Annotated in this window: 19 protein-coding genes; 9 read left to right on the top strand and 10 right to left on the bottom strand. The window is 45.7% G+C overall.

The annotated features are described in order from the left end of the window. Window positions 1-48: 48 nt before the first annotated feature. On the bottom strand, window positions 49-1,077 hold the full coding sequence (locus H5647_RS13785; RefSeq protein ID WP_052692071.1) for an extracellular catalytic domain type 1 short-chain-length polyhydroxyalkanoate depolymerase: 1,029 nt from the start codon (window positions 1,075-1,077) through the stop codon (window positions 49-51). Between the two features lie 185 nt (window positions 1,078-1,262). After that, a complete protein-coding gene (locus tag H5647_RS13780; RefSeq protein ID WP_052692070.1) occupies window positions 1,263-7,133 on the bottom strand; it encodes a S8 family serine peptidase in 5,871 nt (1,956 codons plus the stop codon). A 434-nt stretch (window positions 7,134-7,567) separates the two neighbouring features. Between H5647_RS13780 and menA the strand changes: the two genes are divergently transcribed. Together menA and H5647_RS22185 are read left to right on the top strand one after the other, a co-directional pair. Next, window positions 7,568-8,161 (top strand): 1,4-dihydroxy-2-naphthoate octaprenyltransferase, encoded by a 594-nt coding sequence (gene menA / locus H5647_RS22190; RefSeq protein WP_236074897.1) that lies wholly within the window; start codon window positions 7,568-7,570, stop codon window positions 8,159-8,161. Then, on the top strand, window positions 8,154-8,495 hold the full coding sequence (locus tag H5647_RS22185; RefSeq protein WP_236074896.1) for a UbiA prenyltransferase family protein: 342 nt from the start codon (window positions 8,154-8,156) through the stop codon (window positions 8,493-8,495). Before menA ends, H5647_RS22185 begins: the two co-directional genes overlap by 8 nt. Before the next feature lie 58 nt (window positions 8,496-8,553). Here H5647_RS22185 and H5647_RS13770 read toward each other — a convergent pair whose 3' ends face one another. Then, window positions 8,554-9,801 carry a glycoside hydrolase family 27 protein gene (locus tag H5647_RS13770; protein WP_045859353.1) on the bottom strand — a complete coding sequence of 416 codons (1,248 nt, stop codon included), beginning with the start codon at window positions 9,799-9,801 and terminating at the stop codon, window positions 8,554-8,556. 260 nt (window positions 9,802-10,061) lie between these two features. Between H5647_RS13770 and H5647_RS13765 the strand changes: the two genes are divergently transcribed. Then, complete coding sequence (locus tag H5647_RS13765; protein ID WP_045859351.1) at window positions 10,062-10,676, top strand: hypothetical protein; 615 nt, start codon at window positions 10,062-10,064, stop codon at window positions 10,674-10,676. A 99-nt stretch (window positions 10,677-10,775) separates the two neighbouring features. Beyond that, window positions 10,776-11,516, top strand: a complete 741-nt coding sequence (locus H5647_RS13760; protein WP_045859349.1) for an oxygen-binding di-iron domain-containing protein — start codon at window positions 10,776-10,778, stop codon at window positions 11,514-11,516. A 7-nt stretch (window positions 11,517-11,523) separates the two neighbouring features. Here the strand turns inward: H5647_RS13760 and arfB are convergent, their stop codons facing one another. Genes arfB through H5647_RS13745 form a run of 3 tightly spaced genes read right to left on the bottom strand, consistent with a single transcriptional unit; the run spans window position 11,524 to window position 13,252 of the window. Continuing rightward, window positions 11,524-11,949: an alternative ribosome rescue aminoacyl-tRNA hydrolase ArfB gene (arfB, locus tag H5647_RS13755; protein WP_045859347.1), complete on the bottom strand. Its 426-nt coding sequence runs from the start codon at window positions 11,947-11,949 to the stop codon at window positions 11,524-11,526. Further along, window positions 11,942-12,766, bottom strand: coding sequence for a methyltransferase domain-containing protein (locus H5647_RS13750; protein ID WP_045859345.1), 825 nt, complete (start codon window positions 12,764-12,766; stop codon window positions 11,942-11,944). The genes arfB and H5647_RS13750 overlap by 8 nt, the downstream gene beginning before the upstream one ends. 12 nt (window positions 12,767-12,778) lie before the next feature. After that, entirely contained in the window at window positions 12,779-13,252 is a 474-nt protein-coding gene (locus H5647_RS13745) for a nucleoside triphosphate pyrophosphohydrolase family protein (RefSeq protein ID WP_045859343.1), read from the bottom strand. Between the two features lie 385 nt (window positions 13,253-13,637). Here H5647_RS13745 and H5647_RS13740 point away from each other — a divergent pair, with 385 nt between their 5' ends. Next, window positions 13,638-16,565 carry an insulinase family protein gene (locus H5647_RS13740; protein ID WP_045859341.1) on the top strand — a complete coding sequence of 976 codons (2,928 nt, stop codon included), beginning with the start codon at window positions 13,638-13,640 and terminating at the stop codon, window positions 16,563-16,565. A gap of 30 nt (window positions 16,566-16,595) precedes the next feature. Here the strand turns inward: H5647_RS13740 and H5647_RS13735 are convergent, their stop codons facing one another. Both H5647_RS13735 and H5647_RS13730 read right to left on the bottom strand, forming a co-directional pair. Next, window positions 16,596-17,291 (bottom strand): sensor histidine kinase, encoded by a 696-nt coding sequence (locus H5647_RS13735; RefSeq protein ID WP_045859339.1) that lies wholly within the window; start codon window positions 17,289-17,291, stop codon window positions 16,596-16,598. Window positions 17,292-17,306: 15 nt separating this feature from the next. Continuing rightward, a complete protein-coding gene (locus H5647_RS13730; protein ID WP_236074895.1) occupies window positions 17,307-18,923 on the bottom strand; it encodes a tetratricopeptide repeat-containing response regulator in 1,617 nt (538 codons plus the stop codon). Between the two features lie 135 nt (window positions 18,924-19,058). Here H5647_RS13730 and cmoA point away from each other — a divergent pair, with 135 nt between their 5' ends. Further along, entirely contained in the window at window positions 19,059-19,799 is a 741-nt protein-coding gene (gene cmoA, locus H5647_RS13725) for a carboxy-S-adenosyl-L-methionine synthase CmoA (RefSeq protein ID WP_045859337.1), read from the top strand. A gap of 14 nt (window positions 19,800-19,813) precedes the next feature. Next, window positions 19,814-20,806, top strand: coding sequence for a tRNA 5-methoxyuridine(34)/uridine 5-oxyacetic acid(34) synthase CmoB (cmoB, locus tag H5647_RS13720; protein ID WP_045859336.1), 993 nt, complete (start codon window positions 19,814-19,816; stop codon window positions 20,804-20,806). Window positions 20,807-20,809: 3 nt separating this feature from the next. Here cmoB and H5647_RS13715 read toward each other — a convergent pair whose 3' ends face one another. Beyond that, complete coding sequence (locus H5647_RS13715; RefSeq protein ID WP_045859334.1) at window positions 20,810-21,349, bottom strand: flavodoxin; 540 nt, start codon at window positions 21,347-21,349, stop codon at window positions 20,810-20,812. 347 nt (window positions 21,350-21,696) lie between these two features. On the opposite strand from H5647_RS13715, the gene H5647_RS13710 reads away from it, so the two are divergent. Then, complete coding sequence (locus H5647_RS13710) at window positions 21,697-22,665, top strand: GGDEF domain-containing protein (RefSeq protein ID WP_052692069.1); 969 nt, start codon at window positions 21,697-21,699, stop codon at window positions 22,663-22,665. 95 nt (window positions 22,666-22,760) lie between these two features. Here the strand turns inward: H5647_RS13710 and H5647_RS13705 are convergent, their stop codons facing one another. Continuing rightward, window positions 22,761-24,311, bottom strand: a complete 1,551-nt coding sequence (locus tag H5647_RS13705) for an FG-GAP repeat domain-containing protein (RefSeq protein ID WP_052692068.1) — start codon at window positions 24,309-24,311, stop codon at window positions 22,761-22,763. A gap of 298 nt (window positions 24,312-24,609) precedes the next feature. Here H5647_RS13705 and H5647_RS13700 point away from each other — a divergent pair, with 298 nt between their 5' ends. Next, complete coding sequence (locus tag H5647_RS13700; protein WP_045859332.1) at window positions 24,610-26,205, top strand: ABC-F family ATPase; 1,596 nt, start codon at window positions 24,610-24,612, stop codon at window positions 26,203-26,205. Window positions 26,206-26,274: the final 69 nt, after the last annotated feature.

The following is a 26,274-nucleotide window of genomic DNA, read 5'->3' as shown; positions in this document are numbered from 1 at the left end:
CATGTTTTCGATAGCACTATATGTTAACTAAACATCTTGGTTCGGGTTTTAAGGCGTGTCGAGCCCAAAAAAGCGTAGTGCCTCTTCCCCATCAACCGGTAGATCGTGCGAAACGCCTTCCATTCGATAGGCTTCTATTACGGCCTCTTCGCCCGCCCTACCATACCGAGTGCGCGTAACGGTATTCGAAATTTCAGTACTATTATCCGGCGTTAATGAGAGGCCGTGTACATCCGTCCATTGCTCAATAGCTTCTCCAAAATTGATGAAATCGAGCACGTCATCTGCCGTTCCATGCCACAACTGAACACGAGGGTAGGAGCCGGTATAACCTATATTCGCGTTACGAACGAGATCGCCCCACTCCTGCGGAGTTTTAGTATTTGCACCTCCTGCGCAAGCACTATTCCATTCAATACTGCTACCCGTAGCGAAGCAGTAAAATGGTACGCCAGCAAACGCTGCTCCAGCCGCAAAAACATCGGGATAGAGCGCTAGCATCACGTTCGTGGCCATGGCGCCAGAAGACACTCCAGTAACAAATATGCGGTCGTTATCCACATTATAATTGTTCTGCACATAGCGGATCATGGTGCGTAGAACCTGAGGGTCACTGCCGCCATCGCGTACAAGTGCGTTCGGAGAGGCTACATCAAAACACTTTGAGCTACGGGTAGCAGACGGGTAGATAACAATAAAGCCATTCGTGTCTGCAGCATTAGCAAAAGGTGTGTACCGGTAAAATGTTGGGCCGTCGCCCGTACAGTAATGCACAGCCAATAACACCGGCGCCATATTCGGTAGATTTTCGGGCACGTACAAGTGCATGTCCAAACGCGTTGGGTTATCCCCAAAATTTTCAATTTTAGATAATACCCCGGGCACGACCGTAGGTTCTGCCGTTGGAACGACCGTAGGCTCTGCCGTTGGAACGACCGTAGGCTCTGCCGTTGGAACGGCTGTCGGTTGCGCTGTCGATGCCTCGGTGGTCTCTGAGCTAGATGAGCCCGTTCCTCCACACGCCACGAGGTATAGCATTATGCAGCAATATACTGCAATTTTAGCCGTTCTAAACATAATATAACGTCTCGTCAATATCGGTATTAGTGATCCAGAATAAGCAACAACATTGCCGCTTAGCCGGAACACCATAGTATTAGCGCAACGAATAAGGCGCCATTCGACCTTAGTATCACTTGAACCACGTTTGGAACGCTCAATGCCTTTTGAGAGGTTTTTTACACACTACACAGTACTACCATTTACTCGATTGGCGCCGTGACCTCAACGGTAACCGGTAGCGTGATTATCGGCTCATCCAGGTCATTACTAAATAACGTTACGTTGGTTTCATAGCTATCAGCGGTCATTGAGCGCCCATCTATATTAAGTTGGAGTGCTGCCGTTTCCCCTGTTGGAAGAGTAAAAGTGGTCTGCCCCACACTCAACCAAAAATTGGTGAACTCCAGCGCAAGTTCATTTTCAACATAGGGCGCAAAAATACTCACTTGTAGACCATCGGTTCCATTTTCATTTTCAATCCCGATACTGGCCCTTGAAATATCCATTCCACTGCTGATATTTCTGTATTGCAATTTTATTGCACCATTGGCCGATAGAATGACCTGAGCATCAATACTACCGGCGCCGCCAAATTCTCCATACCCTGAAAACTGAAGAACAAATCTTTCGTCATCAAAAACCTGATAGTGCACTAGCCCTGCTTTTGGATGCAGGTCATCCCATAGCCAAGCAATTAAATTATTATAGGAATCTTCACGCGGGATGGGCTGACCTGAACAACAGCCGTTTAATATTGCTTGATCAAAAGAGATAAAACCATTACTGGAGACGAATACTTCGTTTTGTATACCGCCGTAAAAAGGGAAGTTAAAACCAATAGTGATGGGCCCTCTAACATTGTCGTCACCAAACCCAGTAATTTCAGTTCCGGTCAACGCTATATCAATCCAGTCATACAAGGGACCGCTTGAATCATGGCTGTCACTCCAGCGATAGCCAAAAGTATCGGGCCCACCGCTCGACAGCGTTACTGGCGATCCCCTACGTCGATCTTCTTCACCTTTCTCGATGATTTCTGAGTGAACGTATTGCGCCGATTGCAACTGACTCGCACCAGACGCATTGTAATCAACGGCTACCGACACCTCTAGATCAATATCACCGTCATTCGTAAGGCTAAGCTCGACGACTGCAAGCTCACCTTCTTCAATCGCAATTACGGGGATAGGCCTTGGTGTAACGACAAGTGATGTATTTAACGTATCAATTGAAACCACATTCGATAGCGCTGACGCAAGATCACCGAAGTCGATAACTTTCACACCAACCCAAAGAGAAGAGTTGCCTTGCAACCCCGTAACAGTAATGGTTTCGGTTTCTCCAGCCCCCAAAGGCTGGGCTGAGACAAGAGCCGCAGAGGCTTCATTCCAATTCTGCTCTGTTAGCCGCTCATCTGAATAACGAATATCATAGCGAGTAGCCGTTCCTTGACTGCCATCATCGCCTGTTGCGGTAAAGTTGAATACGGCTTGCGTATCTGCAATATCGCTAACGGTAAGATCGACAATAGCACTAGGTGCTACACCATCATCCGTCACTGTGACTGTCACTGGAACCGTAACTCTTGGGTTTTCAGGATCATTTGAAGCAAACACCAAGTCGATAACATAGTCACCAACGGGAAGCGCCAACGCATTTATACTCAGCTCGACAGTGGCCGATTCACCACCCGTTAATGAACCATTCCTTATATCGGGAAGCACTATCCAATCCGGCCCTGAAAGCTGTAAAGCGTCGTAAGCATTCAAGCGCCCTCCAGTGACAGTTTTGCCCAACAACGAATCAATTGGGTTGACGCTTTCCAAAAGTATTGCCTTCAATTCGGGCGTAGTGAGCGATGTTTTATACGATTTTACTAGCGCTGCAACGCCAGCCACATGTGGTGTAGCCATTGACGTTCCACTAAAGGAACTAGTGCCGCCCCCTGTAACAGAACTTAAGATATCAACACCCGGAGCGCCTAGGTCAACAGTGGCTAGACCATACTGGGAAAATGAGGCGAGCAGATCGTTATGATCTGTTGCTGCAACCGCAATAATGTTATCAACCTCATAGCCAGAAGGAAAACTAGGGAGAGCATCATTATTTGTACCACGGTTACCTGCTGCTGCCACAAATAGAACATCTTGATCGTTTGCGTACTGAATGGCATTTAACAACGCCACGGACTCTGCACCTCCACCCCAGCTGTTATTCAATATGGTTGCACCATTATCGACGGCATAGACTATCGATTCGATTGCCTGGGCAGTAGAGCCGCCGCCACTGCCGCTTAAGAATTTAACAGCCATTAGCTTAACGGCGTGATTAACTCCCACAATACCGATGCCATCATTGCCTGTTGCTCCTATAGTACCGGCAACATGAGTACCATGATCGTTATCGTCTAACGGGTCACCATCGCCGTTAGCAAAATCGTAGCCATGCACATCATCAACATACCCGTTAAGATCGTCGTCAACATTATTATCTGGTATTTCGTTGTCGTTCACCCAAATATTACCGACCAATTCGGGATGACTATAATCAATACCAGTATCAATAACAGCTACAACGGTATTATGGCTACCTTGCCAAATATTCCAGGCTTCAACCGCATCAATATCAGCATCAACACTGCCACCGGTTTGCCCTTCATTATGCAACCCCCATAATTCTCCCAAGCGAGGGTCATCGGGAATATCAAAACTCGCGAGTTTATAATTTAATTCCGCGAAATATACTGCATCATTACTGTTCAATGATTGCAAAGTATTGAGCAGGTCAGTTTGTGTATCTAATCGCCAAACCTCCATATTTAAAGGTGCGATAGTGTTAGTGACCGTTGCACTATAATGTGCATGCAACTGCTGTATATCTGCCAGACGCAAACTCGGTTTTAAGCGCACCACAATATCGAAAGGTTCATATGTGCCCTTCGACGGCAGCTGCGTATAAAGAATTGGTGACGGAGGTTCTGCCGCCACACCGCGAGAAAGTTTACGCTTGCTAGGCTTAGCGGTAACCGTAACCTCCTCCAGTGAAAATTGATAATTCAACATTGCCTCGCCAACGTTAGAGAGTGTAATCGTTGCGACATCTTCTGTACCTTCAGCAAGATTGAACTCTAAGGAGGACTGTTCTAATGCGAGAACAGGCTCAATAAGTGTTGTAACCTCCACGCTATTGGACAATAGCGACGCGTTCCCATTTTGGTCTATGCCACGTAAAGCAAAGTAATACTGTGTGCTGGGCGACAAGCCTTCAACCATTACAGTCTCTTGTGTATTGGGCTCACTCGGTAACGGCAAGCCTGTTGCCGGAAGAGCGTCTGACCAATTATCTTCCGTAATTGGCGTAGTACTGTATCGAATATCATAGGCAGTAAGCGCACCACCGTAGGTTTTACTATTTGCAACAGAAGCCCATTGCAGCGTAACGCGATCAAAATCACGATCGGAGCTCGCTAGCGACGTTATCGCGATAGGTGCTGTTATATCGTCTGTAATTGATAATGATACTGGCATTATTACCGTATCCAAGACCAACGCGCTCTGATTCAAATTCACGTGAATATCAGCAGCATAGTCATCAACGGGGTTATTTCCTGCGTAAGTGAAATTAATTAGTTTCACTTCACCTGGCGCAATCGTTCCGGCCTCAACATCTGTTAACATCCACTCAACATCGTGCCCTTTAATTAATATGGCTAAATTTGGTTCCAAGTAATTCTCACTAAAAGCCACCTGGAGCCCATCGCTACCATCATAATTTTCCATCCCTATACTGGACAGTCGTGTTTCAAGACCTCCATCAAAATTTAAGTACTGAAGCTTAATCGCACCGGACGCATATAGAATAACCTGCGCGTTCACCGCTGCATCTGTGCTACCGTACTCGCCATAGTTTTCAAATTGAACGACTACATAATTCTCATCAAACGATTGGTAATACACTGTACCGTCGTTAGGGTGTAGATCTTTCCAGAGCCACGCTATTAACGAATTGATTAGGTCTTTGCTAGGAATCGGTTGTGGCGAGCAACAACCATTCTCGTCAGTATCTGCAAACGTTAGATAACCATTGGAGCTAAGGTGGAATGTCGAAAAACTTTCGCCATAGAAAGGGAAATCAAACCCAATCGGAATATCCTTTACTAAGGAGTCGTCATATAACCCTTCAATAACGGTGCCTGTTTCACTAATTTCAATCCATTCGAATACAGGCCCACCGTTTTCATTACTATCGGCCCAGGCATAGCCGAACCTATCGGGGCCTCCTGCACTATTAATAGCAATGTCACCCTTACGTGGGTCTACAGCGCCTTTTTCGAGCGGCAAATAGGTATGTTTACTAACCGTAGAAGAGTCGTTAAACGTAGGGAATTCTTCTAAAAAATCTACCGAAAAATCTAATGGGAAATCGCCAGCATTACGAAATATCACACTAGTCGTAAGACTAGTATTTTGCTCTAGTTCAAAATGCGGTAATGACTGAGGAATTATCTCTAGGCTTGCTCGCGATAGCGTAGAAAATGAAGCGACGTTTGAAAGCGTCCCAAGTATTTCTGTATCCGTGGCCGTACGAACAGCAACAAAATACGTAACGTTCTCAGACAGTGAATTTAATGTAAATAACACGGGAAGTTCGCTTTCAACTGCAACAACATCAATCGGAATATCGGTGCTCGTTTCCCAATTATCGAGTGTAATATTTTGAGTATTAATACGTAGGATATAACGCGTTGCTAGGGCGTCACTACTGGACCACGACAAACTCGCATCATTAAGCCCTACATTAGTGACAGTCAAATCAGAAATAAGGTTTCCTGTTGCCTCTAGCACTGTAAACGTTAGTGTTGCGGGGCTGGAAAATGAATCTCCATCAAAAACACGATATTGAATTGTCTCACTGCCGCTAAACGTTTCAGCTGGCATATAATGAAGCAACCCTTCGGCACTTAAACTTAACGCCCCCTCGAACGCGTCATTGCTCAATAACTCATACGTGAGAGTATCGTTATCAGCGTCGACTCCTGGCAATTGCCGGATAAGCCTCTCACTAGAATAAACACCATAGCTTTGATCTTGAGCGGTAGGCTCTCGATTCAATACATTAAAAATTAAAGCCGCCTCTTCAGAATAGGCTTCGCCATCATAAGCACGCACAACAAAACTCGACTGTCCCAAGAAACCGTACGTGGGCAAATAAGAATACTCTCCAGTTGGCAGGACATGGAGCAACCCATCATTGCTTGCCTCGCCAACGATTTCATAGGTTAAGAGATCATTATTAAAATCAACGGCGGTTAACTGTCCTGTTGTAAGGATATTGCGATGAATCGTAACGGCTTGCTCTACCATAATCGGAGAAAAATTTGAGGTATCTACACCCACAACAACAGCGAAGGAGACACTAGAGCCTACGCCCGAGACTGTTACGCTAAATTGGTCCTGACCACTAAACGCCTCATTTTGGCTATAGGTATAGCCTCCCATATCGTCAATGAATAATTCACCCCAAAGAGGTTCAATATCGACAATAAATAGAGGTTCAGCTATTCCCGAATGGCTAAAGGTGCCTGAATAAGTTTCTCCCACCTCCACAACCAGAGGCTCCGCTGCACAAAAAGTCCCGGTGTACAGCTCCTCTTCTGGGGCAACAATCCCGTCCCCATTAGTATCTTCACCAACCGAAACCCGCTCACCGCCTTCAGAGCAATGATTATCTTCAGCACCAACAGGCGTAACAGCGTAGATTACAGCGTTTAATGCTGCGCATAATCTTGTCGATGACTCAATTTCACTAGCATTCAAACGAGCATCCCAGTTTGAATCCGGCCCTAGATTTAGACTGTAACCCAAGAGACAATCTTCCGAGAGCGACGAAGTGCTTACAGAATAGAGCTGCGGAGGTACGGGTATAGGCGTCGGCGTTGGGGGTGACGTAGGGCTGGCGGTAGGTACTGTTCCTGTTCCGCCGCCTACGCCTCCGCCTCCGCCGCCTCCACAAGCACTGATAACAACACTGAGGAAAACTATCTGTGCAACAGTAAAAAGTGAGCGATTCATAAACGTCCTTATTTCAATAACTTCCCAAAAACTCCAGCATAAGCCCGCATTCAATATAAGTCTATTTAATCGTCCTTATGGAAACATTAAGTTACATATAACCCCAATGAAGTGTGGCAATCCACACCGCGACGAGAAACTTCGCAATGATTATAGAGGCTAAACCAGACGCTTCGCTCTGAGGCGTTTACACCAATGACTTGATCAGTAAACCCGCAAGCAATAACAGCGGCGTTGCGGCTAAAGGTCGATGCACACTCCCTTAACCTCAACGTGCGGCGTGCGTGTTATGGATGGTCAGAATGATGCGGTGCAGACGGAATACGCCGAAAACCAAGCGACGATATTATTTTCAATCGTTCTTAAGTAGAATTGATGAGCCGACTTTCGGCTTCTATAAAATGCCATTCCAGATAAATACGTAAGAGCGCTAAATGAGCAACAGTAATACCCCGAACACGCCATCTGCCATAAGTATTTTTGGATTGGCCATACGCCCTAAAACATTACCAGCGTCGCTTAGCCCCGTTTTACTCGGTTCGGTATTGGTGCCATCAGAACAGCTAAATTTACTACTTGTACTCGCCGCTTTTGGCTGCGCTTTATGCCTGCAAATTAGTGTTAACCTTGCCAATGATTTTTTTGATGCAAAGAATGGCATCGATACGGCGAATAGAGTTGGCCCCACACGTGTAACGCAATCTGGCCTAGCATCATCTCAACAGGTCGCCACTGGCATTGTTGTTTTTTTAGTACTAGGCATAACCTGCGGCTTAGCGCTCGTTGCTCACACGGGTTGGCCATTATTAGGTATTGGCGTTTTATGTGTGTTGGGCGCGGTGGGCTATAGCGGTGGGCCATACCCTATCGCTTCCCACGCTTTAGGCGAGGCAGCCGTATTGTTTTTTTTCGGGTGGGTGGCGGTAATAGGAAGTTACTATGTTCATACGCTGACATTCACATGGACGGTTTTTTTTTGCCGCGACAGCCTTAGGGGCAATATTGTCGGCTGTAATGCTAGTGAATAATATTCGAGACATAACTACCGACGCTAAGGCCAATAAAAATACGCTGGCCGTTGTACTTGGGCTCCGGAGAAGCAAACAACTTTACACCGCGCTCTTATGGAGTTTATTTATATTTCACACACTCGCATTCGGTGTTTTTCAGTCTGGCGCCAATCTACTACAGGCCCTTTTGCTTACTGTTATTCCTTTAGCCCTCGTGTTTCCTTTTTGCCTAAAAGCGCAAATACGTATGGCAACTCTCTCCGGGGAAAAACTTAACACGCTGCTCGCATTCACAGCATTAATCGGAATGATTTATAGTCTTTCTGTGAGCCTCACCATACTCTTGCTGTAAAAAAACCCGCAATAGCGGGCTTTTTTACAGCAAGATAAAGATATTCGGTAACACTAAATTAGCGTTTCCATTCTCCTGCAGGGGTAAGTTTGAGCATCAATACATCGTGACGCTTAATCGTTGTCTTTACAAACTCTTTAGTCGTGCCGGTATTATTGTTATCCCAAAGATCCTGCCAGTTAAAGATTTCAGTATTAAAATCAATACTACGCTTGGTTAGATCATCAGTAACTTTTTCATGGCGCCAAGCGAACTTAAACTTAACATCATGATTGTTACGATTTAACATAGCGACAGCCCACTCACCGTTCTCAAGTGGTTTAAACCACGTCTCTACACCGTCTTTTTCTGAATATTTAAAGCCTTGAATACCCAACGCGTCTTGATCGACTGCAATCACATCGTCATTCGACAATATCGATAGGGTTTCTTTCGACATATTGCGTAGATCGTTACCCGCGATTAAAGGTGCGGCTAACATCGCCCACATAGAGAAATGCGCGCGATCTTCCTCGAAGGTCATGCCATTGCCAACTTCCATCATATCGGGGTCATTCCAATGGCCTGGGCCCGCGTACTTGCGCAGCTCATCCTGCATATCTAAAATTTGTATCACGCCCCATGAAGACCATGTGCCATGGTCGTACTCGCAATCAAAACAAGCATAGATGTCGCCGGTTGTACGCCATAGCTGGCCTAACGGTTCGGCCCACTTCCAAGGATCGTTGTCTCCCCACTCACAAATACTCAGTATCATAGGTCGACCAGCTTCAACAATGGCTTTACTCATGGTTTGGTAGGCGCCTTCAGCCTTCAACCCATCCGTCGCACACCAATCGTATTTTAAGTAATCAATACCCCAGCTTGCGTAAGTCTTTGCATCTTGAAATTCGTACCCACGACTACCCGGCTTTCCTGCACACGTTGTCCAACCTGCGTCCGAATAAATGCCCAGTTTTAAACCACGTTTGTGCACGTAATCGGCCAAAGCTTTCATACCCGAAGGAAAACGCTCAGCGTCCACTTGAATATTGCCATTTGCATCACGCTCACCGTGCCAACAATCGTCAATATTCACATACTCATAACCGGCGGCTTTCATGCCATTTTTAGCCATCGCATCTGCCGTGGCCTTGATGAGTTTTTCATCAACATTACAGCCAAAGTGATTCCAGCTATTCCATCCCATGGGGGGGGTCATGGCCAGCTGTTCAAATTTATCAGCCCATGCTCCAGGTGTATTGGAGATAATGAAAATTGAAGATATCAGCCAAGCACAACGACTGATCCGAGTAAATATAGGCATAAAAAACCTCGTAGGTTGTTGTTTTATATAGTTTAAATATGGAAATAAAACCAGGTGATTTGACAGGCGGCACAAGAAAATAGAGCCTAAGCACGCCATGTAACCGATACGCATTTGGCAAGTATTCTAACAAGTTTTGGCGCAATTTAAACATATAAAACATGCATTAATCACACGCAACGACACAGATCTTAGCGCTTGTGCTATACCGTAACTATAGCGAAAACAGGTTTAAAACGTACGGAGTTAAGAGATGGGTTATGAGGATCAATAGCCAAAACCTCTATTTTGTGTCTGCTGCAACCGTTGCCGCCGAGCTACATAAGGCTATGATTGTTGCTCGTGAAATATCACTAACAGCAAGCAATGCGCGTGCTCTGGCACTTCGTGCCGGACATGGAGCAGCGGGGTTTCGTGCCCTAACCGAATTTATTGACGAGCTTGCCCGAAAAACAATCAATACATCAAAAGAGATTAATATTGAGGCGGTGAAAATGAGCCGAACAGCCTCTGAAACAGCAAGGGCACGCAGCGCTCTAGAGCGTTTTAAAGCCGCCTATTCAAAAGGACACGGCAATCGCTATTTGTCCTCTATCGATGATGCATTCCTCAAAACTAAAACACACCACCAACATTTAGAGCACCACTTCCGAGATCAAATCTACACGTTAACCAACCGCTTAGGGGAGCTAGGTCGGGAACTGCGAACAGCAACGGTGCTAGCCGCTATGTCTAGAGTTGAAGCCTCCGCTTCTGGCAAAGAATTCGAAAATTCACTGAATGTAATCGCTGAAAATGTTGCGCAGGCCGCCGAACGCATTCAAACCCATGTTAAGCGTTCCCAAACCCTTTTTGCTGATCTCGCACTTGATTAGAGCAAGAGGTCAGCCATCGCCTAGCACCTACGTAGTGCCTGCTCAGCACCTGCCGAGACCCTATTCTAATAAACACAAAAAACGAGACCCTTCAGCGCTATGCTTACAAAAGAAATATATAACGGCAGCAATCATCAATGGTTCATGTTTGGGAGAGACCCAGAAAAACCTTCGGCCATCATTGACACCAATCAGTACATGATTCGAACAAAAAAAAATGCACTGCTTATGGATCCAGGAGGAATCGAGCTGTTTTCATCAATGCTCGCCAATGTTGTTAAGCAAGTTCCTATACAACAAATAACCCATTTGTTCGCGTCACATCAAGACCCCGATATAATTTCATCGTTAGGTTTATGGGATAGAGCGCTCGAAGGTGCGACACTGCATTCACCGTGGATATGGGAAGGCTTTATTCGCCATTTTGGTATGGAGTCGATTCAATTTAAACCCATTCCTGATGAGGGCTCTTCTCTTTCACTCGACGGCCTAAAATTGCAGTTTATTCCAGCACATTACCTGCACTCTTCAGGCAACTTTCATGTATACGACCCTGTAGCCAAAATATTAATGAGTGGTGATATTGGCGCAGCCCTTGAACCAACAGACGCGCCAATATTCGTGGAAAACTTTGATGATCACATTAAGCATATGTCAATGTTTCACGAGCGCTGGATGCCCTCAAACGCCGCTAAAAATGATTGGATAAAACGCGTAAGAGAATTGGACATAGAATTAATGTGCCCACAGCACGGGCGAATATTTCGAGGGGAAGACGTACAACGCTTTTTAAATTGGTTCGAGGCACTTGAAGTTGGCTCTGCCATTACGAAAAGCTAATAACCCGCTAATCTGACACTGGCTTACGGTTAGCCTTTACAGTAGAACGTCGGGTTTTTGCATCCAACCGTCGACGGACAGAGGATCGCGACGGCCGTGTAGCAATGCGACGCGTAGGCGCATGCTGATATTTCTTTAGCAGTTCAAGAAGCCGCTCTACTGCATCCGCTTTGTTACGTTCCTGCGTTCTCAACGTCTGAGCTTTGATAACGAGTTCACCCAAGCGATTAATGCGCTTATCTCCGCTATTCAATATACGATGAATCATCCCCCCAGGTAGCGTGGATTGCTTTAACGAAAATCGCAACTGCACCGCCGACGACACTTTATTCACATTTTGCCCGCCCGCACCTTGAGCACGTATCGCCGAGAATTCGACTTGATCTTCCGTAATGACAATAGTGTCACTCAGCACTAACGGGAAATTACTCATAACGACACAAAAAATGAATGTAGCGAGCCATTTGCCAAAAGGGTTCTCGACGAGAATAGGCCAACTCTTTTGCGATTAAAGCAACGGGGTCTCGGTTACGTTCCTGCGGGTCTAGAATATAATCATGAAAGACTCTGATACCACTTTTACAAACAATCGTAAATCCATGCTGCTCTAGTTGCGCTTTCACCTCCGCAGGGTCTTGCGGGCGTGTCGGCGTCAAACTACCTTTAAAAGGCGTGAAGTTATCGATATCGAACTTATGGAAATTCGTGCGCAATAAGTTTTTAAACGCTAAGCCATTGATATTGTAAAACGTAAGGGAAAGATAACCGCCAGGCTTAAGCATTTTTGGTATGGAGGGGATAAGTGTTTCAGGTTGCGCCATCCATTCGATTAACGCGTGGCACAATATTAAATCAAACGTTGTGTTTTGACCTTCCGCGCGCAAGGTCGCTTCAAGCTGCTGAAACGGGCATTGTATAACCTTAACTCTACCTTTATACGCTTCCTCGTTCTCGCCCTGCTCACTCGCGCACGATTCTATTGTGGCATGTGCCAGCGCAAGCATTTCGGTGGACACATCGTTAACGACAAGATCGCACCCATGAGCGGCTAAAGACGCAGAGAACCGAGCTTCGCCTGCGGCCATATCTAAAACACGCTTACCATGGGAGTTGCTTTTATAGTGCGGAATAAATTCGTTAAAATCGCGTTCCAATACATTGAGGCGAACGCGACCTTTTAGCGAACCGTATACATTTCGACGAAATCGTTTTGCCAAACCATCAAAATTTCGATCAACTTCTATTGGCATTCCTAGATTCCGTTACTTCGACCCAGTTTTTTTCTTAACACGAACCGACGAATCTCGTAGCTGCTCACGACTAGACGCAATTCGCTGAACCACACTCGTCCAATCCGAATGCTGAGAGGTGCTCTCTTCGTCGTCTTGCGCGCTTGAAGTCTGAGGTTCTGGGCTTTCATCGACATTGCCGCGTATATACTGTTCGCGATTGATCAACAGCTTATCTTTTACAATTGCCCAAGGATCCATATCTAACTTATGACTAAGGACTGTTGCATAAATAAACAAATCAGCCATATCACTGGCAATGGCTTTTAATACTGTGGGGTCATCAATAAGTTCAGAATCGAGTTCAGACATCCATTGGAAATGCTCCAATAATTTCGCCGACTCTATTGTAATTGTGGTCGCCAAATGCTTAGGCGAGTTATGGAAATCTCGGCCTGTTGCTTCTGCTACGCGTCCAAATTCGTTAAGGATTATATCCTTATTCATCAAGTGCCCCGCTCTACTTCCCGCGCTTAAGTGTATTCACTGTATATAAAGTGATCGAAGCTGATCACCACAGCCTTTACAGGAGGTCGAATTCTACCAGCCTTAAGATTACATTCGCTAAATTGTTTTAATTACCCGCAATTAATTGCCATGCTCCACCTTAATTCACGTCTACAATGCACGTTGCAGAGTCGTATTGCAAAGCTCTTTATGATACAAACGTCTGTATTAAAATTCAGAATTTATCGGCTAAACCACGTGTTCAGTGGTATCGTCACTACTACACGTTCAGCGAGAGGGTAAGAAGGTACAGAAAGCCCCTAGCAGGCTACTAAGTCATCAAACATTACCCTAATAACTGTAAGAATCGCCCCTTGAGGTATTCATGGCATCAACATCTCCAAAACATCATCCAGCATTTACGCTAAAACGCCAACAAACGGTTGAATCCCTTAATCTTGAGGTTCTTGAGTTTGAGCATAACGCAACAGGCGCGCAGCATATTCACTTAAACTCAGAATCCGATGAAAATGTATTTTTAGTCGCATTACGAACAGTGCCTAAAGATTCGACGGGAGTCGCTCACATATTGGAACATACAGCGCTCTGCGGTAGCGAAAAATACCCTGTGCGAGACCCGTTCTTTATGATGACCCGACGGTCACTGAACACTTTCATGAATGCCTTTACCAGTTCCGACTGGACAGCCTACCCCTTCGCAAGTTTAAACCGAAAAGACTTTAATAACCTTTTAGACGTCTATTTGGACGCTGTATTTTTTTCGCAATTAGACCCTCTAGATTTCGCCCAAGAGGGACATCGCCTAGAGTTTGAAGAGCCTGACAACAGTGATTCGCCGCTTGTGTACAAAGGGGTTGTTTATAATGAGATGAAAGGCGCTATGAGCTCTGTTCCGTCCCAGTTATGGCAAACACTCACCAAACACCTATTCCCTACCAGTACCTATCATTTTAATAGCGGTGGCGACCCCGAATCCATCCCCGATCTAACCTATGAACAACTCGTTGGCTTTTATCGCACCCATTATCACCCCAGTAATGCCATATTTATGACCTACGGTAATATTTCGGCGTTAGAGCATCAAACACGTTTCGAAGAACAAGCATTATCCAAATTTAAGCGATTAGACTATAGCGTTTCAGTGGACGATGAAAAACGGTATTACGCTCCTGTTCGCGTTCAAGAATCCTATCCCTACACCGAAGATGATGCCGAGCACCGTACCCATGTTGTTATGGCGTGGCTGTTAGGAAAAAGTACAGACTTAGAAGACTCATTAAAAGCTCAGCTTTTATCTAGTGTGTTATTGGATAATAGTGCAACGCCGCTCATGCACGTATTGGAATCGACTGAACTCGGAAATGGCCCTTCGCCACTTTGTGGCCTCGATGACTCACAGCTTGAGCTCTCATTTTTGTGTGGATTGGAAGGTTGTGAAAAACACAGTGCTGAAGAAATTGAAGCCCTCATTGTGGAAACTTTACAAGACGTTGCACAAAACGGCATTCCTCAAGAAGATATAGAATCTGCGTTACACCAGCTGGAATTACATCAACGCGAGATTGGTGGCGATAGCTACCCCTACGGGTTACAACTTATTCTCACGGCACTTAATACTGCGACACACCGTGGAAACCCAGTACAGCTGCTTAATATTGACGCTTCACTTAATCAATTACGCAAAGATATTCAAGACCCCGATTTCATTCCGTCACTCGTGCGAGATTTACTGCTCAATAATCCCCATAGAGTGCGCCTCACGATGCACCCCGACGCAAACATCAATACTCTTAAAGAGCAAGCCGAAAAGAAACACCTCGAAACACTCAAAGCATCACTTTCGGTGGAAGAAAAACAGCACATTATTCACCAGGCTCATGCCCTTAAAGAGCGTCAAGATGCAAAAGACGACCCCGAAATCCTCCCAAAAGTAACCTTAGACGATGTCCCAAAATCGGAAGTTGAAATTCCCCCTAACATTGACACAGGGTACAACCGAAAACTGAGCAGTTATGCTGCCGGCACTAACGGATTGGTTTACCAGCAATTCATTTACGATTTACCAACATTGAGCGCCGAGCAATTGCAGTTAATGCCGTTATATACCAGCTGCATTGGTGAACTCGGGGCGGGCGATAAAGATTATTTAGACCTCCAGCGTTGGCAAGCGAGTGTGAGTGGCAGTGTGAACGTTTTCAGTTCTATTCGCGGTCAAATAGACGATATACATTCCGTACAGGGACACCTAACGTTCTCAGGAAAAGCGTTAAATCGTAACCACAAGCCCTTGTGTGATTTGATGCAAACTATCATGACCTCCGCCCGCTTTGATGAAACGCCACGCATACGAGAAATTATTGCGCAAATACGCGCACATCGAGAACAAGGTATAACGGGCAATGGGCACGGGCTGGCTATGCTTGCAGCTACCGCCGGTTTTTCCGCAAATGCACAGCTGAGCCATCAGCTTTCGGGCCTCGCGGGCATTCAATCCATTAAAAATCTTGACGCCGATATTAAGGCGTCTGAAAACGCACTTACCGCGTTCGCCAATTCACTGGGCAACCTTCATTCGCACGTGACAAATACCAGTAGCCAAACATTATTGGTGGGCGAAAGCGCTATGCTCGAGGGGTTTAGCCATAATCTAGAGGGTATCCTTAACGCCCCTATTCCTGAGCCGAGCGCACCCTTTAGTATGCCAGTAACCACACGTAATGTAGCCGAAATGTGGCTCACTAACTCGCAGGTTAACTTTTGTGCAAAAGCCTATGCCACAGTCCCCTCTAGCCATCCCGATGCTGCAACACTGGTAGTGCTCGGTGGTTTTTTACGCAACGGTTTTCTTCACAAAACTATTCGTGAGCAAGGCGGCGCCTATGGTGGCGGTGCGTCTCAGGACAGTAATAACGGCGCATTTAGATTCTATTCGTATCGCGATCCACGCATGGAAGAAACCCTTAATGACTTCGATCGTGCTATAGACTGGATGCTGTCAGAAAAACACAGCTCCCAACATTTAGAAGAAGCTATTTTGGGTATCATAAGTTCTATCGATAAATCTGAATCACCGGCAGGAAGGGCAAAGCGTCTATTTCATGCGGATTTACATGGTCGAGGTATTGCCTACCGGCAACAGATGAGAGAACGCATATTAAATACAACTATTTCAGACTTACAACGAGTTGCCGAAACATACCTGCAATCGCAATCCGCTCACACGGTAGTGATTAGTGATTACGCTAACCGCAATAAAGCTGAAAAACTTGGGCTAAGCGTTTTCGACATTTAACCGTAACAATGGAGTCTTTATTCTTTTACGCTAAGGCAAGAAAAGTTTAAAGACTCCACCACCAAGCGGCCCTTTATTGTCGAGCTCTATGTAACCATTGCGATTGTTCTGTGTATGAAAACTGGCTATTTTCTCTGCAAAATATAAGCCTAACTGAGTACCGCCTTTACTCACCTCTACATCCTCGGTCACTATTCCTGCGGGTCTACGCAACATGCTGGGGGGGTAACCGGGGCCATCATCGGCTACCAGCACACATAACATATCGTCTTCTATTGTGGCTTGAATAAGCAAAGCACTGCTCGTGTAACGAGCGCAATTAACAACCACATTGTGAATAACACTGCCAATTAGATCGTTATCGAAATACCAATGTAATTCCGAATCACATTCCAACGTAACGCCCAGCCCTTTTGTTTCCATCAGCATATGGTTACGGGCTATTTGATCCTCAAGAACATCAACGATGTAGTGCTCATCTATGTGCACTGGTAACACATCATTTTGCATGCGATAAATTGTTAACAGCTGTATAAGCTCGCTGTTAATTCGCGAGGCTTCGTAATGTAATGTCGAAAACCGCCTCGCTTGAGTATCGTTCGTGGGAGGGGCTTCTTCAATGACCGACTCTAAAGAGGCCAGCAGCATTCCCACAGAGTTTTTCATATCGTGCACGCTTGATGCCAGCACCATTGCGAAATCTATAGTGTTATTATTATCTCTCATAAAATCACTCCGAAATCAGTAGGCACTCGCCATTGTGCGTAGGCGCCGAAAACGATCAAATTGAGGGTGTCCCTCGTCAATAAGCGACGACACTAGATCAAGCGAGGAACTACACTCTTTTGAGTGAACGGGATCCGCCGTACCCATTTTCATTTTCCCTATTAGGGCCTGAACAATATTCAACTGAATACCCACATGCTTTGGAAATAGTTTTCGCGCTTTTTCAAAACATGCTAGTGCATTGTCGAACTCACCACCGTTGTACAACTCGATACCTTCACGGTTGATTGCCGCCACAAATTCTCTATTACTATCACTCGCGGGTTCATTTAAGAATACATCTAACTGTTCCAGTGCAGATTGGTCATCAGCATATTTATCTTTAAGCTGTAGCAGTAGCTCATCAAATTTTTCGGTAAGGTTCATCGACTGTAGTGCTAGAAGTCGATCCAAATCGATTTTGATACCCACCTCAAGATCATCCATAGAGTCTTCTGCTGCTTGGAGGAACTGTTGCGCGAGATCTTGACGGTTCTCAAGTGCGTGTATGCGACCGGTCAATAAATTACATTGCGCCAACTGCGCCTCAGAAAGTTCATACTGCTCTTTCGAAAGATCCAGAATAGCTAACGCTTCCCTACTAATATTCGGGTCGACGTCCATCTCTCTTTCGACTGCGAGTGACGAAAGCCGAGCAAATGTAAAGTGATCTTCTGGTAAACCATGACAAGACAGTTGCCCTAGTTTTACGGAACGACGCTGTGCCGTAATAGCCGTTATTAAATCATTGTTGTCGGTTGCAACATCGGCGAGGTATTTTTGACGCAATATGGACATAGGAGAAATATCAACTGCACGCTGAACCGTAAACTGCACATTAAACAATTCACCTTTACGTCGCCAATTTTCAGCTAGCACATCATACGCAGGGAGGTAGAGTGGGTTATCATCCACTATAGTATCTAACCAGTCTCCTGAAACATCCAACTCTCCACGCGCTTGCTTTACTTTTGCGAGGCCTAATCTCGCCCAATCTAATTGCCGAACTTCTAGCGCACGGGTATACAATCGCTCAGCCTTATCCAGTTCACCGGTTTGAATAAAAATTGAACCCAAAAGTTTTTGGGCTATCGTTGAATAGCGATCCTCTTCTAGCGAAAGATCTATCAATATTTCTGACGCTGTCGGGTAATCATGCGCATCAAGTGCCTTATAAGCGGGTGACAGCACTAAACGTTGCTGCAGAAGCCGACCCATTCGTTGTTCGAGCATTTTTGCTGTTATGGGCTTCATTAGATAATCGTCAGGCTCACAGTCATACGAGCACATAACAATATTTCTACTCGATTCAGCCGATACAATAATAAAAATCGTGTGGCGAGTAATGAGCCTTCGATGCTTTAGCTCCTCGAGAACATGCTGCCCTGTACGCCCACTACCAAGATTATAATCACAAAGAATTACGTCATAGCGACGATTTTCACAATAAGAGATTGCTTCCCGTGCGGTTGCCGCCATGCCGACATTCGACACGCCTAGGTTGGTTAACATCGTGTTAACCGTATTGCGAAAGCTACTGAAGTCGTCGACGACCAAAATAGCGAGCTTTGAGAAAATTATCTGACTACCCACGGATGCTCCAAATCCCCCATTATGGTGCCTTTAACGGCTGCGATCATAAGTGTAGTTGAAGCACGTAGTTAAAATTGAGAGATTCTTCGCTTAGCGCTAGAATAGCGGCCCCTAAGCGTTAGTGATCTAAATATAATGAGCGACAAGAGCCCACGCGATACCCTTTTTGCCGCCGCTGATGCGGAATTTGGGCAGTTCACGTTCGACCAAAAAGTGGTGGAAGTCTTCCCTGATATGATTAAACGGTCGGTACCCGGCTATACCACTATTATCCATATGGTAGGCCAGATAGCCGAGCGGTACGCGCAGACGGGCACCAGATGCTACGATCTAGGATGCTCCTTGGGCGCCTCGACACTGGCAATGCGTCATCGTATTCAGGCGGCAAATGTGTCCATAACCGCCATTGATAACTCCCCCGAAATGGTAGAGCGGTGCACTATTGTCCTCGATGCCGATAGTCACGAGATTCCGGTCAACCTTATATGCCAAGACTTACTCGATAGCGAAATTCACAACGCTTCCGTTGTTATTATGAACTTTACCCTACAATTCATACCACCAGCGCTGCGCGACACTCTTATAGCGCGTATATACTCCGGCATGAATAGTGGTGGGGTTTTAGTGTTGTCCGAAAAATTAACCTTCGACGATGAGCACCATGATACGTTAATGAGTGAGCTGCACCATTATTTCAAAAAAACAAACGGTTACAGCGATTTAGAAATCGCTAAAAAACGCGCCGCTATAGAAAATGTTCTCATACCAGAGTCGTTAGAATGCCATAAGAAGCGGCTAGAAAATGCAGGCTTCCGTGGAACAGAGCTTTGGTTCCAATGTTTTAACTTTTCATCGCTACTGGCATTTAAACCTTAAAAAGGCCCACACTGTTGCCCTCTTCCCCAATTGATTACTCAGGCTTCATCGAAGCCTTGCAAAAACCAGACGACTCACCATTTACGCAATGGGCGCTCACCTTGGCGCAACAATGCGCCAATGGTTTGTCGACGCAACGGTTTGGTGATTTGCCTAAGTGGTACACCGCTCTGGAGTCGCTACCTACCGTTAAAGCGGCCTATAGTCACTTCGGTGATCGCGTTACCATTGGTAAGCGCGAACAGCTAGATGACGCCCAATGGCAACACCTGTACAACGCATTGACCGAACTTATTCCGTGGCGAAAAGGCCCCTTCGAGTTCTTCGGAATTCACATTGACACAGAATGGCGTTCTGACTGGAAATGGCAACGATTAAAAAAGCACATTAGTAACCTTCAGGGACGAACGGTATTAGATGTGGGCTGTGGCAATGGCTACCATTGCTGGCGTATGCATGAACAAGGCGCAGCACGCGTTATTGGCATCGACCCGTCGCCACGTTTTATTGTGCAGTTTTATATGGTCAAACATTTTCTGGAACATTGTCCTGTCGATATTTTGCCCATTGGCATAGAGGGCCTACCCCCGCACTTAGCAGCGTTCGATACGACGTTTTCAATGGGGGTTCTTTACCATAGGCGGTCGCCTATGGATCACTTACTCGAACTCAAAAACACACTATGCTCAGGTGGCGAACTCGTGCTCGAAACATTGGTTATTGAGGGAGGCTTGGGTGATGTGCTAGTACCAGAGGGCCGCTACGCAAAAATGAATAACGTGTGGTTTTTACCGAGTGTCCCTACGCTTATCTCTTGGCTGCAAAAATGTGGTTTTGACAATGTTCGCTGTGTCGATTGCACTTTAACCAGTACAGAAGAGCAACGTTCAACCGATTGGATGAAGTTTCAATCCTTGCCGGATTACCTTAGCCTTGATGACGACACCAAAACTGTAGAGGGGCACCCTCGCCCAATGCGTGCCGTTCTAATAGCCAACAAAAAATAACGGCTACTTAAGAGGCGCAGCAGGCGTGGCAAGGCGCAATGTATCGACAAGCTGCTCACACCAAGCCAGAATGCGTCCGTTGGTTAATTCTGGCTGCTGGTCCTCATCCAATGCGAGCCCCATAAACAGGCTTTCACTCTCAATAATGGCTTTAGAGGCGTCAAACTCATAGCCGTCAGTGGGCCAATACCCCACGACATGTGCGCCATTGCCCACAACAACATCATGAAGCATCCCCATTGCATCAAGAAAAAAATCTCCGTACCCAAACTGGTCGCCTAAACCAAATAGCGCAATGGTTTTACCGGTAAAATCAATGTCGTCTAGGTCTCCCCAGAAATCATCCCAGTCAGATTGAATTTGCCCAAAATCCCACGTTGGGATACCTAAAATTAAGGTCTCGTACTCTTCAAATTCTAATTGTGTCACTTTGCCTATATCTAAAACATCAACATTCGCTTCGCCTAAACACTTTTGAATACGATATGCCACGCTTTCGGTATTACCCTCGTCGCTCCCAAAAAACAAACCAATTTTTGCCACACCAAACCTCTATAAACAATAAGACGTAGGCAAGCACACGACGCTTGCACCCATCAGGGCGCACATTCTCGCAACTTCTTCGAATAGCCGCAATCAATCAGAGACAACAAAATGGCAATTCTCCGCCATACGCCGAATTTAAAGCGACATAGTTTGCCGCTCATTCGACAAATAATTGTCACGCAGAAATCCACCTCCCAAAAAACATCGATAACTGTTTGTTTTTATTAGCTTTTATCGATCCCTGCAAAACTGGCACAGAATTGGCTGTACTCTCTATAGGCAAGAGACACCTAGCGGACTTCGATGGGTGCCCGAGTAACCCTTTAGATTTAACAGGACACACTATGGTAACCCTGGCCTCAAAAAAGCAAACGAGTGATGCTAGCGTATCACCTGCGCTCGCAGCTCACTCAAAAACCCCACAATGGTCACAACAGAACGCAACCGGGTTTCCAGCCGAGAATAGCCTTAGGGACCTTCAATTTAGGCTTGCCAACAATCTTCAAAGTTCGCTAGATCTCACCACTACATTGGAACTTTTTTATAGCAATATTCAAGAAGCTGTTAGCCTAAGTGGTTTGCAGTACACTGCTCCGCCAGACGCTCATTCAGAAACTGCCGACACGATAAGCCTTGGGCTAATGCGCGCTCATAAGGCCAATTACAATATTAAAACAGCAGATTCAACGCTAGGCCAAATTGTATTTTCCCGCGCAAAACAATTTTTGGAAACAGAGCTAGCCATACTCGAAATGATGGTAGGCGTGCTTTTTTTCCCGCTCCGTAATGCCCTTTTGTATCAAGAGGCCTTGCAGAACTCGCAGCGTGACAGCCTTACAGGCATAGGCAACCGCGCCGCGTTTGACATAACAGTCGCCCGAGAACTGAAGCTCGCACAACGGCATAAGCAACATTTGTCATTACTGGTGATTGATATCGATTACTTCAAAGCTATTAATGATCAATACGGACACCAGAACGGTGATTGTGTACTGAAACATGTTACCCGTAACATTAAACAAGGCTTGCGAGAAACCGACCAATTTTTTCGGTATGGTGGCGAAGAATTTGTCGTACTCTTAAATAATACTCACACGCAAGATGCACAATTAATTGCCGAGCGAATCCGGTTAAATATAGCCACGTCCCCCGTAAATATAGTACTTAAAGACAATGTACTGGCAACGGTGAGTATTGGCGTGAGCGAACAACAATGTGAAGACACAATCGATTCTCTGTTCGCAAGTGCGGATGGTGCGTTGTATCAAGCGAAATCGTTAGGTCGAAATCGTGTTGAAGTATGCGATCGATAGCCTACCGCTAATCGCATCCCCCTGCACGCTAGCCCACACATTAAACATTGTACGCACTTAAAATGCCCGACCGGTTTAAACAAAATAGCGTTATTTTACGGCGGCGTTTTATTCAGTTGGTTTTCGAACACCACAAGTCGCTTTTTCGGCTGTTCTCGCGTCATCATAGGCACGGCTTTTTCTTCGTCATCTACTTTCGTAGACCAATATTTTTTCAGCAATTCTATTTTAAAAAGGCCTGCAACAATATCCGGTCGGCTGTCCCCAACAACATCTACCAATTCAAAAGACACGATATTATGTGGCCGGCTGGCGATATTATGTCTCGAAAATACTTGTTCGCCATTATTTTCAAACCATATTAACGTTTGACGATCGGGCTCCTCCCAATAGTTATTCCAACTACTGGCCACAATATCGTTATCACCATCGCCATCCATATCCGCCACAGCGGCGTGAGAGGCACCATAAAAGCGACCTACATTATGAAATACGTATTGGTACGGCCCCACATTTTCCAACCAGCCAACGCCGTGATAAGGCTTAGGGTCCGTTTGTAGATCGTGGGCGTCGCCATTCGTAAATAAAATATCAAGGTCATAATCTTTATCAATATCGACCAATGTCATTCCCGTTGAGCCTATCATAGGATCAGAGGCCCGAAACAGCACGTGCTGATCAAAAGCGCCTTTTCCTCTATTCATCAACGCCACAATCATTTCATTCTCTTGCGAGATCACGCTTACAAAATCTATACGACCATCGCCATTTAAATCGGCTGGCGACATATTGAGCCCACCGGCCAAATTCAAAATAGTATGTTTATGAACCTCATACCCACCCTTATTCTCGAGCCAAGCCAACTCCCCCACATTGTCATTGCCGAAGATAGCGAGGGCTATATCTAAATCTTTATCCCCATCAATATCTACCGCCTGCACATCCAGCACACGAGGTATCTTGTCCATTAATATATGAGGCTCAAATACACCGCTTTTGGTTTGCCGTAACAAAATCACTTTACCAACTTCAATATCCACAGGCGGGAAAAATTTACCCAGCGACGCGACTAAAACATCTGTAAGACCATCACCGTCATAATCCGCAACCGTTGTGCGTACGGGCTTAACAACAGTACCTAATACACGTTCCTGCCAGCCCTTTTTAGACTTCGTTAACAACACAACACGATTATGTTCAACATCACTTATCAGGAATTCCTGAAGCGATCCATCAACCAAATCCACCGCTTCGATATGGGATATAAGCGGCATTTTCGTTGGCTCGCCAATCGCCTCACTCACAAACGATAATGGGCCTGTGTCATTTGGAAAAACAGGCAGCCGCGCCAAGGACTCCTCTGCAGTACCGTAATAGAATGCGGTAATATCACGTAATGCAGCGGCAGGAATAAACGGTTTACCCATTCGCTGTTCAGCCACTTCTGCCATTCTTTGTATGGCATAGGGCCAGCTGTGCTTTGGCATCAATGATGGGCGCGGTACATCGTGGCAAACACCACAATACTGGCTAACCAAGCCTTGAATCTCAACCATCGTTTTAGGGGCTGGGTTATCTGCAGCTGACACCGGAATCGCATAAGCCATCAGAGAAAATAGTAGAGCTGTGAATATTGTGGGTATCATTGCGCAAGAAGTCCAAGTTTTGTGGTCGACATACCGTTATCGCCGAAGCAAATTAGCCCGTTATTCTACCGCCTACCCCCATTCCCGACTACGATTTCCACCATTTCGCAGTACACCAAACACCTAAAGTGTCCCTTATTGAGCACATCCGCTGCGCGTCAAAAGCAAACGAGTAGCAATTAACCCGCGCACAACAACGAATCTGGCCATTATTTACTCGACCTTTTGCCGAACTATCCCTATAGTGCGGCCCCTTTATCTCTATCTCTCATGAACGATTTTTTACGGGAATTCTACTTTGATCTCTACCGCCAATATCACCATGCAGTTTGGTGCTAAACCTCTTTTTGAAAATATTTCAGTTAAATTTGCCAACGGCAACCGCTATGGCCTTATTGGCGCAAATGGGTGTGGCAAATCAACCTTCATGAAGATACTAGACGGTAGCCTGACCCCTAGTGCCGGCAACGTTTCTATCGCTCCAAACACTCGCGTGGGAAAGCTAAGCCAAGATCAGTTCGCCTTCGAAGAGTTCTCTGTGATCGATACCGTCATCATGGGCCACAAAGCGCTATGGGATCTTAAATGCGAACGAGAACGCATATATGGCCTTGCAGAAATGTCCGAAGAAGATGGTATGAAAGTCGCTGACCTAGAGACCCAATTCGCCGAACTCGATGGCTACAGCGCTGAAAGCCGGGCTGGGGACATATTGATTGGGGCCGGAATTGACATATCACTGCATACTGGCCCAATGAGTGAAGTGGCGCCTGGTTTAAAATTGAGAGTCCTGCTGGCACAGGCCCTATTTTCTGACCCTGACTTCTTACTACTGGACGAACCTACAAACAACCTCGATATTAATACCATTCGTTGGCTGGAAGAAGTTCTTAACCAGCGTAGTAGCACCATGATTATCATTTCTCACGATCGACACTTTCTAAACGCCGTATGCACCCATATGGCCGACATCGATTATGGCGAACTGCGCGTCTACCCTGGAACTTATGACGATTTCATGACTGCGTCCACACAAGCACGCGAGACAATGCAGAACGAGAACGCCAAGAAAAAAGCGCAAATTGCAGAACTTCAACAATTTGTTAGCCGGTTTTCGGCCAACGCCTCCAAAGCAAAACAGGCAACCTCACGCGCAAAACAGCTCACAAAAATAAAACTGGACGACATTAAACCCTCTAGCCGCATTAACCCCTACATACGCTTTAACCAAGATAAAAAGCTTCACCGTCAAGCGCTTATTTTAGAAAATGTTAGCCACTCATTCGATAAAACCCCTCTTTTTACCAAGGGTAATCTTATTCTAGAGGCCGGCGCTCGGCTGGCAATTATAGGGGAAAATGGTGCAGGTAAAACAACACTGCTGCGCAGCTTAATGGGTGAGTTCAAACCCAACAGTGGTAAAATTCAATGGGCTGAAAATGCCACACTTGGTTACTGCCCGCAAGATAGCACCGACAATTTCAAAGATGACCTCAATCTTTTTGACTGGATGAGCCAGTGGCGAAAACCGAACCACGATGACCAAATCGTTCGCGCAACGCTAGGGCGTCTACTTTTTTCCGCCGATGATTTTAATAAAAAAGCAAAAGTATGCTCGGGTGGCGAAAAAAATCGATTGCTGTTCGGTAAGTTGATGATGCAGGACACGAACGTCTTGATTATGGACGAACCAACAAACCACCTCGATATGGAATCTATTGAAGCACTAAACCTAGCGCTTGCACATTATCCCGGAACGCTAATATTTGTCAGTCACGACAGAGAATTTGTTTCATCACTCGCCACGCGTGTAGTCGAAATAAAAAATAAAGGACTAGTAGATTTTCAGGGCACTTATGATGAGTATTTGGCGAGCCAAGATGTTAGCGCGTAACAGCCATAATGTAGCATACAAAAAAGGGGCTTAAATAAGCCCCTTTTTTGTAAAGATTAAAAATAAACG

Source organism: Teredinibacter purpureus, from assembly GCF_014217335.1.
Classification (GTDB): Bacteria; Pseudomonadota; Gammaproteobacteria; order Pseudomonadales; family Cellvibrionaceae; genus Teredinibacter; species Teredinibacter purpureus.
The sequence above is the reverse complement of the archived record's forward strand: the minus strand, read 5'-3'. Positions and strand labels throughout refer to the sequence as shown.

Coding starts and splice junctions, on each gene's coding strand:
- H5647_RS13740 (WP_045859341.1), top strand. CDS start 13,638: ATGGCATCAACATCTCCAAAACATCATCCAGCATTTACGCTAAAACGC.
- cmoA (WP_045859337.1), top strand. CDS start 19,059: ATGAGCGACAAGAGCCCACGCGATACCCTTTTTGCCGCCGCTGATGCG.
- H5647_RS13780 (WP_052692070.1), bottom strand. CDS start 7,133: ATGAATCGCTCACTTTTTACTGTTGCACAGATAGTTTTCCTCAGTGTT.
- H5647_RS13770 (WP_045859353.1), bottom strand. CDS start 9,801: ATGCCTATATTTACTCGGATCAGTCGTTGTGCTTGGCTGATATCTTCA.
- H5647_RS13785 (WP_052692071.1), bottom strand. CDS start 1,077: ATGTTTAGAACGGCTAAAATTGCAGTATATTGCTGCATAATGCTATAC.
- H5647_RS13705 (WP_052692068.1), bottom strand. CDS start 24,311: ATGATACCCACAATATTCACAGCTCTACTATTTTCTCTGATGGCTTAT.
- H5647_RS13765 (WP_045859351.1), top strand. CDS start 10,062: ATGAGGATCAATAGCCAAAACCTCTATTTTGTGTCTGCTGCAACCGTT.
- H5647_RS13710 (WP_052692069.1), top strand. CDS start 21,697: ATGGTAACCCTGGCCTCAAAAAAGCAAACGAGTGATGCTAGCGTATCA.
- arfB (WP_045859347.1), bottom strand. CDS start 11,949: ATGAGTAATTTCCCGTTAGTGCTGAGTGACACTATTGTCATTACGGAA.
- menA (WP_236074897.1), top strand. CDS start 7,568: ATGAGCAACAGTAATACCCCGAACACGCCATCTGCCATAAGTATTTTT.
- H5647_RS13745 (WP_045859343.1), bottom strand. CDS start 13,252: ATGAATAAGGATATAATCCTTAACGAATTTGGACGCGTAGCAGAAGCA.
- H5647_RS13735 (WP_045859339.1), bottom strand. CDS start 17,291: ATGAGAGATAATAATAACACTATAGATTTCGCAATGGTGCTGGCATCA.
- H5647_RS13760 (WP_045859349.1), top strand. CDS start 10,776: ATGCTTACAAAAGAAATATATAACGGCAGCAATCATCAATGGTTCATG.
- H5647_RS13750 (WP_045859345.1), bottom strand. CDS start 12,766: ATGCCAATAGAAGTTGATCGAAATTTTGATGGTTTGGCAAAACGATTT.